15 protein-coding genes, 1 tRNA gene and 1 other RNA gene are annotated in these 15,573 nt (G+C 70.0%); 7 read left to right on the plus strand and 10 right to left on the minus strand.

The genetic code is table 11. The features are described 5' to 3' along the window. The first annotated feature begins 45 nt into the window (after positions 1-45). Entirely contained in the window at positions 46-1,233 is a 1,188-nt protein-coding gene (locus tag HSX43_RS10440) for a MalY/PatB family protein (RefSeq protein ID WP_179380077.1), read from the plus strand. On the opposite strand, the gene alaE is transcribed toward HSX43_RS10440, so the two are convergent. From alaE to HSX43_RS10455, 3 genes are all read right to left on the minus strand, one after another. Next, positions 1,227-1,634, minus strand: coding sequence for an L-alanine exporter AlaE (gene alaE / locus HSX43_RS10445; RefSeq protein ID WP_179380078.1), 408 nt, complete (start codon positions 1,632-1,634; stop codon positions 1,227-1,229). The two genes, HSX43_RS10440 and alaE, sit on opposite strands and share 7 nt — an antisense overlap. A gap of 34 nt (positions 1,635-1,668) precedes the next feature. Beyond that, a tRNA-His gene (locus HSX43_RS10450) sits at positions 1,669-1,745 on the minus strand. Between the two features lie 61 nt (positions 1,746-1,806). Next, positions 1,807-2,292 carry a GNAT family N-acetyltransferase gene (locus HSX43_RS10455; RefSeq protein ID WP_179380079.1) on the minus strand — a complete coding sequence of 162 codons (486 nt, stop codon included), beginning with the start codon at positions 2,290-2,292 and terminating at the stop codon, positions 1,807-1,809. A gap of 45 nt (positions 2,293-2,337) precedes the next feature. On the opposite strand from HSX43_RS10455, the gene HSX43_RS10460 reads away from it, so the two are divergent. Continuing rightward, positions 2,338-2,520, plus strand: coding sequence for a DUF6324 family protein (locus HSX43_RS10460; RefSeq protein ID WP_179380080.1), 183 nt, complete (start codon positions 2,338-2,340; stop codon positions 2,518-2,520). 208 nt (positions 2,521-2,728) lie between these two features. Here HSX43_RS10460 and HSX43_RS10465 read toward each other — a convergent pair whose 3' ends face one another. Next, the gene (locus HSX43_RS10465; RefSeq protein ID WP_179380081.1) at positions 2,729-3,178 is read right to left on the minus strand and encodes an MmcB family DNA repair protein; all 450 of its coding nucleotides are present in this window, start codon (positions 3,176-3,178) and stop codon (positions 2,729-2,731) included. Between the two features lie 97 nt (positions 3,179-3,275). Here HSX43_RS10465 and ssrS point away from each other — a divergent pair. Then, a non-coding RNA gene (gene ssrS, locus HSX43_RS20065) (6S RNA) lies at positions 3,276-3,431 on the plus strand. A gap of 33 nt (positions 3,432-3,464) precedes the next feature. Here ssrS and HSX43_RS10470 read toward each other — a convergent pair. Then, positions 3,465-4,193, minus strand: coding sequence for an alpha/beta fold hydrolase (locus HSX43_RS10470; RefSeq protein WP_179380082.1), 729 nt, complete (start codon positions 4,191-4,193; stop codon positions 3,465-3,467). Continuing rightward, a complete protein-coding gene (locus HSX43_RS10475) occupies positions 4,193-4,786 on the minus strand; it encodes a 2-hydroxychromene-2-carboxylate isomerase (protein WP_179380264.1) in 594 nt (197 codons plus the stop codon). Before HSX43_RS10475 ends, HSX43_RS10470 begins: the two co-directional genes overlap by 1 nt. 76 nt (positions 4,787-4,862) lie before the next feature. On the opposite strand from HSX43_RS10475, the gene HSX43_RS10480 reads away from it, so the two are divergent. From HSX43_RS10480 to HSX43_RS10490, 3 genes are read left to right on the plus strand one after another with little or no spacing between them, the layout of a single operon-like run. Then, a complete protein-coding gene (locus tag HSX43_RS10480; protein ID WP_407929376.1) occupies positions 4,863-5,894 on the plus strand; it encodes a ribose-phosphate pyrophosphokinase in 1,032 nt (343 codons plus the stop codon). A gap of 27 nt (positions 5,895-5,921) precedes the next feature. Beyond that, positions 5,922-7,031 (plus strand): THUMP domain-containing class I SAM-dependent RNA methyltransferase, encoded by a 1,110-nt coding sequence (locus tag HSX43_RS10485; RefSeq protein ID WP_179380084.1) that lies wholly within the window; start codon positions 5,922-5,924, stop codon positions 7,029-7,031. Positions 7,032-7,079: 48 nt separating this feature from the next. After that, positions 7,080-8,048: a 2-dehydropantoate 2-reductase gene (locus HSX43_RS10490; RefSeq protein WP_179380085.1), complete on the plus strand. Its 969-nt coding sequence runs from the start codon at positions 7,080-7,082 to the stop codon at positions 8,046-8,048. A gap of 97 nt (positions 8,049-8,145) precedes the next feature. On the opposite strand, the gene HSX43_RS10495 is transcribed toward HSX43_RS10490, so the two are convergent. From HSX43_RS10495 to HSX43_RS10510, 4 genes are all read right to left on the minus strand, one after another. Beyond that, positions 8,146-9,804, minus strand: a complete 1,659-nt coding sequence (locus HSX43_RS10495) for an FAD-binding dehydrogenase (RefSeq protein ID WP_179380086.1) — start codon at positions 9,802-9,804, stop codon at positions 8,146-8,148. A gap of 8 nt (positions 9,805-9,812) precedes the next feature. Continuing rightward, entirely contained in the window at positions 9,813-10,673 is an 861-nt protein-coding gene (locus tag HSX43_RS10500; RefSeq protein ID WP_179380087.1) for a bile acid:sodium symporter family protein, read from the minus strand. Positions 10,674-11,044: 371 nt separating this feature from the next. After that, a complete protein-coding gene (locus HSX43_RS10505; RefSeq protein WP_179380088.1) occupies positions 11,045-11,986 on the minus strand; it encodes a TAXI family TRAP transporter solute-binding subunit in 942 nt (313 codons plus the stop codon). A 168-nt stretch (positions 11,987-12,154) separates the two neighbouring features. Beyond that, positions 12,155-13,030 (minus strand): NAD(P)-dependent oxidoreductase, encoded by an 876-nt coding sequence (locus tag HSX43_RS10510; protein ID WP_179380089.1) that lies wholly within the window; start codon positions 13,028-13,030, stop codon positions 12,155-12,157. Positions 13,031-13,103: 73 nt separating this feature from the next. Here HSX43_RS10510 and HSX43_RS10515 point away from each other — a divergent pair, with 73 nt between their 5' ends. Further along, a complete protein-coding gene (locus tag HSX43_RS10515; RefSeq protein WP_179380090.1) occupies positions 13,104-15,569 on the plus strand; it encodes a penicillin acylase family protein in 2,466 nt (821 codons plus the stop codon). Positions 15,570-15,573 lie beyond the last annotated feature (4 nt).

Genomic DNA, 15,573 nt, shown 5'->3' on the forward strand with positions numbered 1-15,573 from the left:
GCAACCTCGCCCGCACCGGCTAACGTCCCCCCAAAGGAGTGCCCCATGACCGCAGACCCCCGCTTCGACCCCGTCATCGACCGCCGCGGAAGCGACTGCGTGAAGTGGGACATGATGGAAAAACTCTATGGTGTTCCGTGTGATAGCGGCCTCGCCATGTGGGTCGCCGACATGGATTTCCGCCCGCCGCAGGGCGTACTCGACGCAGTCCGGGAGCAGCTCGACCACGGCATCATCGGCTACTACGGCGACGACAGCGACTACCGCGCCGCCATCTGCTGGTGGATGAAGGAGCGCCACGGCTGGGCGGTCGACCCGGCGGCGATCTTCACCACCCACGGGCTCGTCAACGGCACCGCGCTCTGCGTCGACACCTGGTCGGCTCCGGGCGACGGCATCGTGCTCTTCACGCCGGTCTATCATGCGTTCGCCAAGGTCATAAACGGCAACGGCCGCCGCGTGATCGAATGCGAGATGCCCTTCGACGGTGATCGCTATACCCTTGATTTCGAAGCCTTCGACAAGGTCGTGGAGGCGGACGGCGGGGCGAAGATGATGATCCTTTGCTCACCCCACAACCCGAATGGCCGTGTCTGGACGCGCGCGGAGCTCGAAGGCTTCGCCGCCTTCGCGAAGCGCCACGACCTGATCCTCGTCTCCGACGAGATCCACCACGACCTCGTCTATCCCGGCCACACGCACATCCCGATGGCGCATATCGACGGCATCGAGGACCGGCTCGTGATGATGACAGCCACAACTAAGACATTCAACATCGCCGGGAGCCACTCGGGCAACGTCATCGTCCACGACGAGAAGCTGCGCGCGGATTTCGCGGCCAGGATGCTCGGCCTCGGCATGTCGCCCAACAGCTTCGGCCTCTTCATGGCCAAGGCCGCCTACAGCCCGGAGGGGGCCGCGTGGCTCGACGGGTTGATCGCGTATCTCGACGGCAACCGGAAGCTCTTCGACGCCGGGATCAACGAGATCCCCGGGCTGAAATCCGTTCCGCTCGAGGCGACATACCTCAGCTGGGTCGATTTCACGGGCACCGGCATGACGCGGGAGGAGTTCACCCGCCGCACAGAGCAGGACGCGAAGATCGCCGCCAATCACGGGCCGACCTTCGGCAAGGGCGGCGAGAGCTTCCTGCGCTTCAACATCGCGACCCCGCGCGCCAACGTCGAGGCCGCGGTCGAGCGGATGCAGGCCGCCTTCGGCGATCTTCAATAGGGTGCGGTACCGGCGATCCGGCGCACGGCATCGAGGACGAGACCGAAAGGCCGCGCCAGCACGACCATCGTGAGCGACGCCGTCGGAAGCGCCACCAGCACCTCCGCAAGCGTCGCTCCGGCGACGAACAACGTCAGCGCATAGATCGGCATCTGGAACGAGAGGAACGCGACCGTGTCGACGGCGGCGCGGGTGATCGCCCGTTGCGGGTACACCCATACCATCAGCAGATCGCGCCAGCGCCCGTAGGGCCGCCCGGTCAGCACCATCACAGGGATCGTCAGGGCGCGAGTCACCAGAACCTGCGCCGGATCGAGGCCAACGATCCACAGCTCGACCACCGCCGCGACCACCGTGAAGAACACGATCGTGGTCAGCGTATCGACGAGGAAGGCGCGCATTCTATTCCACGCGGGGACGATCAGGATGAGGAGATGGTACCAGCGCCCCGGCTCGAACGGGGGACCTCCTGATCCACAATCAGGCGCTCTAACCAACTGAGCTACGCCGGCACTGGGGGCGCTTTAGCGAAGCTCAGGGCGGGGTGCAAGACCGTCGCCCGGCGTTTCGGCGTCAGAGCGCGAGCCGCCAAGTCTGCTCCTGAGTCGGCTGGCCAAAGGCTTCGACCGGCCTCTGGTCCAGAAGTGTGAAGCCGTTGCGCGCATAGAGCCGCCCCGCCGCGCGGTGGCTCTCGTGGGTCCAGAGCACCAGCTCCTCCGCGCCCTCCGCCCGCGCATGCGCGATCACCGCCTCGAGAAGCCGCTGTGCCAGCCCGGTGCCCCGCCGCGCTGGCTCCACGAGGAACATGCGCAGCTTGGCGCTCCGCGCGGCAGGCCAGACGCAGAAGACGCAGCCGTGCCGCGCCCCCGCGCTGTCGACGGCGATCCAGGCCCGGTCCTTCGGGCCCCGGCTCTCGATGAAGTCCGCCAGGATGCGCGCGACGAGAACCTCGAAGCGGGCATCGTAGCCCTCGTCCGTCCAGTAGAGTTCGCCGTGGCGCATGAGGACCCAGCCCGGGTCGCCCGGAGCCAGGTCGCGTAGGGTGAGATCGTCGGTCATGGCCGCAGTCTTGCGCGGATCGCGGGCGGTGGCTAGAGACGCGGGATGGGTATCAACGATCCGTCCGACGCAGAGGCCAATCTGCAAATCGCCCCCACCGATCAGGGGATGGTCCGTCTCTTCATCGAGAGCGGGAGCATCGAGATCCCGATGGATTTCGACCCCGAGGACGCGCTCGAGATCGCCGAGGAGATCCGCGCCGCGGTGGCCATCGCGGCGAAACGATAGCGCGGCGGAGCGGATCGGCGGGCCGCGGTGCGGCGAGCGCACGGTCCTTCGGGGCGCTTTATGGCAGCCAAGTCCGCAAGACGCTCATGCGATGCACCATCATCAGCCAAATCGCCGTGCCGGGGGGGGCGGCCCGGCGATGCGCGGGCCGCTGAGCGGCCTGTTTCGCGCGGGCTATGCCACTTCGGGGGCGCCAGTCGGCGACTACCTACCCTGCCTGTTCCGCCATCATCGGGTCGCGCGCCCACTGCAAGCGCAGCGCGGCGGCGCGGGCGAACCGCAGAGTGAGTGCCTTGCGACGGGCGGGGGCGAGTTTCGTCTCGCCGGGCATCCGCACAACCTCGGCCCCGAAGGCATCGGCGAGGATGAGCCCCGTCTCGGGCGGCAGAAGATAGGTCGGGAACTCCGTATCGACGGCCCAGAAATAGCGGTCGGACCATTCGAGATAGCCCTGCCACTTCGCGTCGCAGGTAAAATCCGCACGGCTCGACTTGCACTCCACGATCCAGAACTCGCCCTTCGGCCCGAGCGCCATCACGTCGAGACGCTTGCCGCGCTCGGGCGAGAACTCCTCGAGGCAGGTGAAGTCATGATCGCGCAGATGCCGGCAGACACCGCGCGCAAGGAGCTGTCCGGGCTGGAGCGTGTCGTCGGCCATGGCTCAAGATGTGAACGAAAGGTAAACAAAAGTCCAGCCGCGCCGCGACCTCGCGCCCCTTGCCCGACGCGGCCCCGACGCCTAGGTGGGGGATGCGGTGCTTCTGTGCTTCCCGTCACCGGACATAATTCCAGTGGCCTTAAGCAATTCCGAGGGAGCTGGCTCTGTCGCGGCCCTGGTCGTGTTACCTGGCGCCCACCTGTATATACAGGTCCTCGGGAATACATGATCCCGACGGTCGCCACGGTTCACCGCACCGGGCCCGGCCCTTGGGCCGGGTCCATCGCTACCCCGCAGACCAGACGCCCTCCAGATGCCCGGCAAGCGCCGGCGCGTCCGTCAGCGGGATCATGTGGCCACGCCCGAGCTCCGTCACCCGAGCGCGCGGCATGCGCTGCCGCAGGCCCGCCGCGATCCCGGCCACGATCGCGGGCGGGTCACGCTGCACCACGATCGACACGGGCGGGCCCTCGGCGGGCAGCCGGTCGAGGATGCCGTGGCTGTCCTCGGCGATGCCTGGCCCGCTCTCGGCGATGAGGTGGATCCGGTCGCGGATGTAGGCCCGCTGCCGCTCGGCCATCGCGTCCCAGCCGCCGCCGTCGCCCCAGGTGCCGGTGAAGGCCCGTGCCGCGGCATCCCGATCACCGGCGGCGAGGGCGGAGCGATAGTCGGCCATGTCCCCCCGCTGGGCCTGCCGCAACGCGGGCGCGGCGGCGGCGAACATCACCGGCTCGACGAGCGTGAGGCTGCGGACACGGGCGGGATGCTCCACGAGGAGCCGGAGCGCGACGCAGCCGCCGTAGCTGTGCCCGACGAGGTCGAAGCCGCCCGCGGGGGCTGCATCGAGCGCAAGCCCGAGGGCCTGATCCATGAAGGCCCCGCCGTCCCAATCGGGCGCGCGCCCGTGGCCCGGCAGGTCGGGACAGGTCATCTTCACCCCCGGCAGCGCCGCCGCCACCCCGCGCCAGGCCGCCCCCGACGCCAGCATGCAATGCAGCGAGAGGACGGGCCGCATCAGCGGCTGCCGAGCCAGGCGTCGAGGTCGTCGATGCGGTCCTGTCCCCAGAACTTCTCGCCCCCGGCGATGAAGAACGGCGCGCCGAAGACGCCCGCCGACACCGCCTCCTCGAGGTTGCGGGCATAGGTCTCCGCGCCCTCCATCAGCCCCGCGTTGACGAGCCCCCGGTCGAAGCCGGCGGCCTCGAGGCAATCGGCGATCACCGCATCCTCGGCGATGTCACGCTCCTCGGCCCAGCAGGCGCGCGTGATCCCGGCGACGAGCGCGGCGAGGTCGCCCGATCCGTCCTTCGCCGCCGCGATGATGGCGTAGGAGGAGGGCGCGGGGTTCGTCGGCCAATGGGCGGGCTGCAGGTTCATGGGCATGTCGAGCTTGGCGGCCGAGCGGCGCATCTCGACGAGGCGGTAGTCCTTGCGGCTCTCGTGCCGGTCCTTCGGCGGCGTCCCGCCGGTGCGGCCGAAGAGCGCCATGATATCGAGCGGCTTGTAGGTCAGCGTGGCCCCGTGCTTGGCCGCCACCTCCGCCGGCCGCGTCCCCGCGAGGTAGGTATAGGGCGAAATGGTCGCGAAGTAGTAGTCGATCTGCATCAGCATCCTCCTCGGGTGTTGGAAGAACGGCTAGCCCGGTGATAGGCCACGCGCAATCGCCAGGGACGATTCGAGAGGAATGCCGATGCCCAGCCCCGATCCGAAGATCATCTCCGGCAACGCCAACCAGCCGCTGGCACAGGCGATCAGCCGGCGGATGTCGATGCACCGGGGTCTGAAGGTCGATCTGGTGGATGCGCGGGTGGAGCGGTTCAACGATCAGGAGATCTTCGTCGAGGTCTTCGAAAACGTGCGCGGCGAGGACATGTTCATCGTCCAGTCCACGTCGAACCCGGCGAACGACAACCTGATGGAGCTTCTCATCATCGCCGACGCGCTCCGCCGCTCCTCGGCCAGCCGCATCACGGCCGTCATCCCCTACTTCGGCTACGCCCGGCAGGACCGCCGCACCAAGGCGCGCACGCCGATCAGCGCGAAACTGGTCGCGAACCTCATTGCCAACTCGGGCATCGAGCGGGTGCTGACGATGGACCTGCACGCCGCGCAGATCCAGGGCTTCTTCGACATCCCCGTCGACAACCTCTATGCCTCGCCGATCTTCGCGCTGGACCTTCTGCACCACTTCAAGGGGCAGATGGACGACGTCATGGTCGTCTCGCCCGACGTCGGCGGCGTGGCCCGCGCGCGCGAACTGGCGCAGCGCATCAAGGCCCCGCTCTCGATCGTGGACAAGCGGCGCGAGAAGGCGGGCGAAGTCGCCGAGATGACCGTCATCGGCGACGTCACCGGCAAAAAGTGCATCATCGTCGACGACATCTGCGACACGGCCGGCACGCTCTGCAAGGCGGCCGAAGTGCTCATCGAGCACGGCGCGACCGAGGTACACGCCTATATCACCCACGGCGTCCTCTCGGGGCCGGCGGTCGGGCGGATCACCAAGTCCAAACTGAAGAGCCTCGTCATCACCGACTCCATCGAGCCGACCCAGGCCGTGAAGGACTGCGACAATATCCGCATCGTGCCGACCGCGCCGATGCTGACGCAGGCGATCCTGAACATCTGGAACGGCACTTCGGTCTCCTCGCTCTTCGACACCGAGACGCTCGAGCCGATCTACGAGCCACTCTACCCCGGGCTCCAGATCGACTGACGGGCGCGGCTCGGCTAGGGACGGTCCATGTCCTTCGAGATCTTCCTGATGGCCCCGCCGGGCCTCGAACCGGTTCTGGCCGAGGAAGCCGCCGAGGCCGGCTTTCCCGCGCCGAAGGTCGTGCCCGGCGGCGTCACCTTCGAGGGCGGGTGGCCCGACGCCTGGCGCGCCAACCTCGTGCTACGCGGGGCGGGGCGGGTTCTGGCACGCATCGGGGCCTTCCGCGCCTTCCACCTCGCGCAACTCGACAAGCGGTCACGCAAGTTCGACTGGTGCGCGGTCCTGCGCCCGGACGTGCCGGTGCGGGTTGAGGTCGCCACGAACCGCAAGTCGAAGATCTATCACGCCCGCGCTGCGCAGCAGCGCATCGAGACGGCCATCACCGAGGAGCTCGGGGCCCCGATCGCCCCAGACGCACCAGTGACGATCCGGGCGCGGATCGACGACAACCTCGTGACGCTCTCGGTCGACACCTCCGGGGGCCTTCTTCATAAGCGCGGCGCGAAGGAGGCGGTGGGCAAGGCCCCCCTGCGCGAGACGATGGCCGCGCTCTTCCTCCGGCAATGCGGGTTTCGGGGTACGGAGCCCGTGCTCGACCCGATGTGCGGCTCGGGGACCTTTGTCATCGAGGCGGCGGAGATGGCGGCGGGCCTCGCACCCGGCCGCGCGCGCGACTTCGCCTTCACACAGCTCGCCAGTTTCGACGCAGGCCCATGGGAGGCCCTCCGCGCCGCACTGCCCGCGCCCCGCGCGACCGACCTGCGCTTCCATGGGTCGGACCGGGACGCTGGGGCCTTCGCCGCCGCGCGCGCCAACGCCGCGCGGGCGGGCGTGGGCGATCTGGTCGACTTCCGCAAGGCCGCCGCCGGCGACATCACCCCACCCGAGGGGCCGCCCGGCCTCGTCATCGTCAACCCGCCCTACGGCCTGCGGATCGGGCAGCGCAAACCGCTCTTCGCGCTCCATGCCGCGCTCGGGCGCGCCCTCAGGGAGCGTTTCGGCGGCTGGCGCGTCGGCCTCGTCACCACCGACGCGGGGCTTGCAGGCGCGACCGAGCTTCCCTTCCTGCCGACCGGGCGGCCGGTGCCCCACGGGGGCTTGCGCGTGACTCTGCACCGGACGGACTCGCTGCCCTGACCCGACGCCGCCGTTTCGCCGCCCCCGCGGGCGGCCTATATTCGGGTCATGACACCACGCATCGCGATCCTCGGGGCCGGGGCGATCGGAACCTGGGCCGGCGGCCTCTGGGCCGGGGCCGGTGACGTCACGCTCATCGGGCGGCCCCGCGTGATCGACGGGCTGCGCGGAGCCGCCCTGCGCCTGAGCGGCGCGCCGGACCCGGCGGCGCAGCCGACGCTCTCCACCGCGCCCGAGGCGCTGGAGGAAGCCGACCTCATCGTCCTGGCCACCAAGGCGACGGCGCTCGAGCCCGCCATGGCGGAGATCGCGCGCCACGCCCGCACCGACGCCGCGATCCTCAGCCTTCTGAACGGGCTAGACCCGGTCCGCCGCCTGCGCGCCCGCTTCCCGGAACGCGACGTGCTGGCCGGCATGGTCCCCTTCAACGTCGTCTGGGAGGGGCCGTCGACCCTACACCGGACGGGGGCCGGCACGCTCGCCGTGGAGCGTCATGCACTGACGGCGGCCCTGCCCGGGGTCGAGCGGCACGACGACCTGACGGCGCTGCAATACGGCAAGCTGCTCCTCAACCTCGTGAACCCAGTCAACGCGCTCGCCGCCCGGCCCCTGCGCTCGACGCTCCTCGAGCGGGGCTACCGCCGGGTCTTCGCCGCGGCCCTCGCCGAGGCGCTGCGGGTGTACCGTGCGGCGGGCGTCGAATGGCGGCAGGTCGGGCCGACGTCGCCCTGGGTCGCCACCCAGGCCCTGCGCGCGCCGACCTGGGTGTTCGAGCGGCTGGTGCTGCGTCGGCAGAAGCTCGATCCGACCTCGATGACCTCGATGGCCAGCGATCTCGCCGTCGGCCGCGCGACCGAGATCGATGTGCTGAACGGCGAGATCCCGCGCCTCGCACAGACCGTCGGCACGCGCGCCCCGGTCAACGCCCGGCTCGTCACGCTCGTTCAGGAGGTCGAGGCCGGCCGGCGCGCCACCGGCCTTTCGCCCGACGAGATGGAGGCGCAGGTTCTCGGCTAGGGCCTTCGCGCCTCGTCATTGCCGGGCTCGACCCGGCAATGTTCCCGTTTGGCGCGCCGGGAGATCCCCGAGCCGCGCTCGAGGAGGACCGCGTGCCTTACGCAATCGCCTCCGCCCGCCCCGCCTGGCGACCCGAGAAGATGCAGCCGCCGAGGAACGTGCCCTCGAGCGCATTGTAGCCGTGGTAGCCCCCGCCCCCGAACCCCGCGACCTCGCCGGCCGCGAAGAGCCCCGGCACAGGGGTGCCGTCGGCCCCGAGCATCCGGCCCTGCAGATCGGTCTGCAGCCCGCCGAGCGACTTGCGCGTCAGGATGTCGAGCCGCACGCCGATCAATGGCCCGTTCGCCGGATCGAGGATCTTGTGCGGCTTCGCCGTCCGCTGGAACCGGTCGCCGCGATAGTTGCGCGCCGCATGGATCGCCATGACCTGCGCGTCCTTGGTGAAGGGGTTGTCGATCTGTGCGTCCCGCGCCTCGATCTCGGCGCGGATCTTGTCGAGGGGCAGGCGCTCCCCCGCGCCGATCAGGCCGTTCATGCCCGCAACGAGTTCGGGCAGCGTCTCGGCCACGACGAAGTTCTCTCCGTGGGCCTTGAACGCCTCGACCGCCGGCGTCGCCGCCTTGTTGAGGATGCGTTGCTTCAGCACTTCCTTCCACGACTTCTGCGCAAAATCCGGGTTCTGTTCCGACCCGGAGAGCGCAAATTCCTTCTTCACGATCTTCTGCGTCGTTATAAACCAGGAGTAATCGTAGCCCGTCTCCCGGATCAGCTTCAGCGTCCCGAGGCTGTCGAACCCCGGCAGGCCCGGCGGCGGGAACCGGTTGCCCTCGGCGTCGAACCACATCGACGACGGCCCCGGCAGGATGCGGATGCCGTGGTGGGGCCAGATCGGGTCCCAGTTCTTCACGCCCTCGGTGTAGTGCCACATGCGGTCGGCGTTGATGAGCGTCGCGCCCGCCGCCTCGCTGATCCCGATCATGCGGCCATCCACATGCGCGGGTACGCCGGCGACCATCGACTGCGGCGCGGGGCCCAGCCGGTCGACGGGCCAGTTCTCCCGCACGAGGTTGAAGTTGCCCCCGATCCCGCCCGAGGTCACGAGGACGGAGGGGGCGCGCAGCTCGAAATCGCCGACCACGTCGCGGTTCGTCGCCGCGCCGCGGGGGGCCGCGTCGGGGGCCAGCACCTCGCCCGCGACGCCCCTGGCCGCGCCGCCCTCGATCAGAATGCGCGAGCAGCGGTGGCGGAACCGGAGCGTGATCCGGCCGGCCTCCGCATGGGCGCGCACGCGGCGCTCGAACGGCTCCTGCGTGGCGGGGCCAACGCCCCAGGTCAGGTGGAACCGCGGCACCGAATTGCCGTGGCCCGAGCCGAAGCCGCCGCCGCGCTCGGCCCACCCCACGACGGGAAACCACCGCATTCCCATGCCGTGGAGCCAGGGGCGCATCTCTCCGGCCGCGAAATCGACGTAGGCCTCGGCCCATTTGCGCGGCCAGTGGTCCTCCGCCCGGTCGAACTGCGCGCTCCCCATCCAGTCGCGCAGGGCCAGCTCGCGCGAGTCGCGGATGCCCATCCGGCGCTGTTCCGGCGTGTCGATCAGGCAGAGCCCGCCGAGCGACCAGAAGGCCTGTCCGCCCAGAAAGGCCTCCGGTTCCTGATCGATGATCGTGACCCGCTTGCCCCGGTCGGCCAGCTCCGCGCCAGCCACGAGCCCGGCAAGCCCCGCGCCCACGATGATGACGTCGGACGTCTCCATAGGCCCCCCTAGTCCATTCGCCGGTAGAGGAGGACCACCGGCACGAGGATCAGATACATCAGCACGCCGTAGACCGCCGAGGGCAGCGCATAGGCGCTGAACCCCTCGCCCCCGCCGACCACGAGCGCGGCCACGGCGATCCCCAGCGTGCCGTTCTGGATGCCGGTCTCGACCGAGATCGTCTTGGCCTCCATCCGCGTGCGCCCCAAGAGGCGCGGCACGACGAAACCCACCGTCGTCAGCAGCACGAGAAGCACCACCAGCGCCGGCCCGAGACGCGGCACGTTCTCGACGAAGAGCGCCCAATTCGCGGCGAGCGCGCCACCGATGACGAGCACGAAGAGCGCCGTCGCCACCCGCGTCAGAACCGGCTCCGCCCGCATCATCGGCCCGGGGGCCGCCCGGCGGGCCAGAAGCGCGAGCGCGATCGGCACCGCCGTCAGCAGGAACATGGTGAAGGCGGTGCCGACGATGTTCACCGGCGGCGCGTCCGCTCCGAGGAAGTGGTTGAGCGACAGCCCGAGAATGAGTGGCACGGTGACCATGCTCGTCAGGCTGATGACGGCCGTGAGCGAGACCGAGAGCGCCACGTCCCCGCGGGCGAGGCGGGAGACGATGTTGCTCGTCACCCCGCCCGGGCAGGCCGCGAGGATCATCAGACCCACGGCGATTTCGCCCGTGATCCCGAATGCCCGCGCGACACCGAAGGCCACGAGCGGCAGGAGGACGACCTGGTTGAGCGCGCCGATCAGGAAGGCGAGCGGCCGCTGCCCCACGCGGCGGAAGTCGGCCCCGGTGAGGCCCACGCCGAGCGAGAACATGATGAAGGCGAGCGCGAGCGGCAATCCGACGCTGACGAGTAGTCCCATGTCTCCCTCCCCGAGCCATGCGGTCGCGGCGTCCCTCCGACACCGCGCCCTCCCAGGATCACTTCGCCACGATCCGCGCCGCGTGTCCACGCTTCACGTCACGGGTGACGCCGCGGCACGGGGCCGGACGACGCTCCTGTCTGTCCGGGACCGGAGCCATGTCTGGCGGGCGGGGATCGGCGTCGGGGCATCGCGGGGCATGGACGGGACGACCACGGGAGCGCGGTCGGACCGGGGATATACCCGTGCCGATACCAGGAACCGGCAGCGGCGTTTGGAGGCTTTCGAGCGTCAGTTCCGCAAAGACGACCGTGCCGGTAACGCCCCATCCGCAAGACGATCCATCCGGGACGACGGGCACCATCCCGCCCCTATTCCATCACGCCCGATTCCTCGTAGAACCGGACCGCACCGGGGTGCAGCGGCACGGCGACGCCGTCGAGCGCCGTCTCGGGCGTCATCTCCCGGCCCTTCGGATGCCCCTCGACGAGCCGCGCCTGCGTCCCCTCGGCGAAGAGCGATCGGGTCAGTTCGTAGACCACCGCCTCGGGGACGGCGTCGGAGGTGTACCAATGCGCCCCGACCGACACCGTCTCGACCCCGGAGACGCCCGGATAGACCTCCGCCGGGATCTCGGAGCGCGCGAGGAAACCGTGCCGCCACAGAAGTTCGACCGCGATCTCCCCCTCGATCGGTACGAGCCGGATCGCGGTGCGGGCGGCGAGATCGGCGATGGCCGCCGTCGGATAGCCCGCGACCGTGAAGAAGGCGTCGATCTCGCCCGCCTCGAGCGCGGTCGCCGCGGCCTGCCCCGTCATCGTCTCGACCGCGAATTCATCCGAGCGCAGACCCGCCGCCTCCAGGATGAGCCGCGCGTCCACATGCGTCCCCGATCCCACGTCGTCGAGCGAGATGCGCCGGTTGCGCAGGTCCGTCACCGTCTCGATGCCGCTGTCGGCCAGCGTGACCAGGTGGATGTGCTCCTCGTAGAGCGCCGCGATCGTGCGCAGCCCCTCGACCGGCGGGTTGCCCGACCAGATGCTCGTGCCCTCGTAGGCCCAGAAGGCGATGTCGGACTGGGCGAAACCGGTGTCGAGCCGGCCCTCGGCGATGGCGCGGATGTTGTCGAGCGATCCGTTCGAGGGCACAGGGCGCAGGGTCAGCTCACCGGCCCCGGTCACCGCGGTGGCGAGGATATCGCCGACGGGCGCATAGGTCAGGGTCGCCGCCCCTGTGCCGAGCGTCACCTCCTGCTGCGCAGAAACCCCCGTGCCCAGCCCGAGCGCGAGGGCAAGGCTCAAGATCATCCGCATGATGCCATCCCTTTTCCCGGCGGCGAGACTGCGCCGCCGGGGGGCCGCTTGGCAACCGAGGGCAGCGCGATCGCGCCCCAGGTGTGGCCCGCGGGCCCTTCGACGGGGACAAAGACTGTTCGTGGAACAGTCTTTCGAAAGTCTTTCGACGAAAGACTTTCCCCCCGCCTAGCCCGAAAGCTTCTGCAGACGCGCCATCAGGCTCGAGGTGTCCCAGCGGCCGCCGCCCATGGCCTGCACCTCCTTGTAGAACTGGTCGACGAGCGCCGTGCCCGGCAGCGGCGCGCCCAGGTTTTCGGCCTCGGCGAGGCAGATGGCGAGATCCTTGCGCATCCAGTCGACGGCGAAGCCGTGATCGTATTCGCCGGCCAGCATCGTCTCATGCCGGTTCACCATCTGCCAGGACCCGGCCGCGCCGCCCTGGATCACGTCGACCACCGCCACGCCGTCGAGGCCGGCCTTTTGCGCGAAGGTCATCGCCTCCGAGAGCCCCTGCAGAAGCCCCGCGATGCAGATCTGGTTCACCATCTTCGTCAGCTGCCCCGCACCGACGTCGCCCATGCGCTTCGTCAGCTTGGCGAAGGCGTCCATCACCGGCTCGGCGCGGGCGTAGTCGTCCTCCGCGCCGCCGCACATGATGACGAGCTGGCCGTTCTCGGCCCCCGCCTGCCCGCCCGAGACCGGCGCGTCGACCCAGGCGATGCCCTTCTCGGCCGCAGCCGCCGCCAGTTCGCGGGTCACCTCGGCCGAGACGGTGGTGTGGTCGACGAAGAGCGACCCTTCCTCCATGCCCGCGAAGGCCCCGTCCTCGCCGAGGCAGACCTCGCGCAGATCGTCGTCGTTGCCCACGCAGGCCATCACGATCTCGCGGCCGAGCGCGGCGGCGCGCGGGGTGGTCGCAGCCGCGCCGCCGTGCTCCGACACCCAGTCCTCGGCCTTGGCGGCCGTGCGGTTGTAGACGACGACATCGTGGCCGGCCTTCGCGAGGTGCCCGGCCATCGGAGCCCCCATCACGCCCATCCCCAAGAATGCCACCTTCGTCATGGCTGCCTCCCTTTGCATCCAAATGTCACCGGGGTTAGATCGGCCCCGGCCGCGCGGGTCAACAGGAGGCACTATGGAACGGATGTTCCGCTGGACATTCAGGACGGTGACGGGCGTGCTCCTTCTCGCGGGGGTCGCGGTGCTCGCGGTCTATTGGCTCGCCGGTCGCAGCCTGCCGGACTACGACGCCACCGAGGAGGTGCGCGGCCTCTCCGCACCGGTCGAGATCGTGCGCAATACCCACAATGTCCCCCACGTCTTCGGCCAGTCGGACGCCGACGTCTTCTTCGGCCTCGGCTACGCCCACGCGCAGGACCGGCTCTGGCAGATGACGCTCCTGCGGCGGACCGCACAGGGCAAGCTATCGGAGATCTTCGGGCAGCGGACGCTGCGCACCGACGAACTTCTGCGCCGTCTCGGCCTCTACCGCGCCGCCGTCGCCTCCGTCGCCGCGCAGGACGCCGAGACGCTCTCGATGCTCAACGCCTATGCCGCCGGGGTGAACGCCCGGATCGAGGTCATCAACGAGAGCGCCTCGGGCCGCGGCGCGCCCGAGTTCTTCCTCTTCAGCCCCGAAATCGCGCCGTGGCAGCCCGCCGACAGCCTCGCCATCGTGAAGCTCATGGCCCTGCAGCTCTCGGGCCATCTGGGCGAGGAGGTGCTGCGCGCCCGGGCCTCGCTCACGCTCGACGAGGCCCGCCTGCGCGACCTGCATCCCGACCTGCCGGGCGAAGGCACCGTCGTCCTCGCCGGGGATCTCTTCCCGGGCCTCGCCGACCGCCAGTTCGCCGGGGCCGGCACCGGCCCGCGGCCCGATCTCTGGCCCGTGCCGGCCCGCGACCTCGCCGGAGCCTCGAACGCCTTCGCGGTCGCGCCGGGCCGCGCGGCCGCCGGTGGCGCGCTTCTGGCGAACGATCCGCATCTCGGACTTTCGGCCCCGACGCTGTGGTATCTCGCCCGGCTCGAACTCGAGACGGGGGGCGTGATCGGCGGCACGATCCCGGGGATGCCCATCGTGCTCGCCGGGCGGACGGAGCGGCTCGGCTGGGGGCTCACCTCCTCCTATCTCGACGATCAGGACGTGATGATCGAAGCGCTCAACCCCGACAACCCCGAGCAGTACCGCACCCCCGACGGCTGGGCGGCGTTCGAGACCGAGCGCACGATCATCACCATCAAGGACGCGGAGCCGGTCACCCTCACCCTGCGGCGCACCGAAAACGGCCCGGTCCTGACCGCCGGGCAGTTCGACCTCGGGCTGGTGACGCCCCCGGACCATGTCGCCGCCCTTGCCTGGACCGCGCTCGAGGAGGCCGACACCTCCATGCGCACCGGACTCGAGCTGATGCGCGCGGCCGACGTCGAAGAGGGCCTCGCCGCCGCGCAGCACTTCGTCGCCCCCGCGCAGAACCTGATGCTGACCGACGGCACCGACATCGCGATGACCGTCATGGGCCGGCAACCCGACCGCGACGAGCTGCACCAGTCCGAAGGCCGCATCCCCACACCCGGCTGGATCGCCACGAACCGCTGGAAGGGGCTGAAGCCCGCCGATGCCAACCCGGTCTGGACGACGCCCGAGAGCGGCCTTCTGGGCAACACGAACAACAAGACGACCGACGCGCTCTTCCCCGATCACCTGAGCCATTGGTGGGGCGACAGCCAGCGGGTCCAGCGCATGGAACGGCTGATGCAGGCGCGGGAGGTCCATACCCGAGAAAGCCTGATCGAGGCGCAGCTCGATACCGTCTCCTTCGCCGCGCGCAGCCTCCTGCCCCTCGTCGGGCGTGACCTCTGGTTCACCGGCGACGCCGCCCCCGCCGGCACGCCCGAGCGGCGGCGACAGGTCGCGCTGGAGCTTCTGGCCGCCTGGAACGGCGAGATGTCGGAGCATCTGCCCGAGCCGCTGATCTACGCCGCCTGGATGCGCTTCCTGCAGCAGCGGCTGATCCGCGACGATCTCGGCCCCCTCGCCGCGGAGTATCCGCGCATGGAGCCGCTCTTCATCGAGCGCGTCTTCCGCGATCTGGGCGGGGCCGGCGCCTGGTGCGACGTGATCCAGTCGACCCAGCCCGAGACCTGCACCGACGTCGCGCGCCAGTCGCTCGACGACGCCTTGCAGTTCCTCGAAGACCGCTACGGCGCGGGGGTCGAGACCTGGCGGTGGGGCGATGCCCACGAGGCGCGCTCCGACCATCCCGTGCTCGGCGACCTGCCGGGCCTCGGCCTCGTGGTGAACATCCGGCAGTCGACCTCGGGCGGCGACCACACGCTGCAGCGCGGGCGCACCGGCGGCGAGCTGCCCGAGCCCTTCCTCAACGTCCACGCGGCGACCTACCGGGGCGTCTACGATTTCGCCGACCCCGAGAGCAGCGTCTTCATCACCTCGACGGGACAATCCGGCCACCCGCTCTCGCGCCACTACGATGACCTGGGCGAACTCTGGCGGCGCGGCGAATACATCCCGATGACACTCGACCCCGAACTCGCGCGCGCAGGCGCGGTCGGGATCACGACACTGGTGCCGGCGGGGGGCTGAGCGG

This window comes from Jannaschia marina, from assembly GCF_013404595.1.
GTDB lineage: Bacteria > Pseudomonadota > Alphaproteobacteria > Rhodobacterales > Rhodobacteraceae > Jannaschia > Jannaschia marina.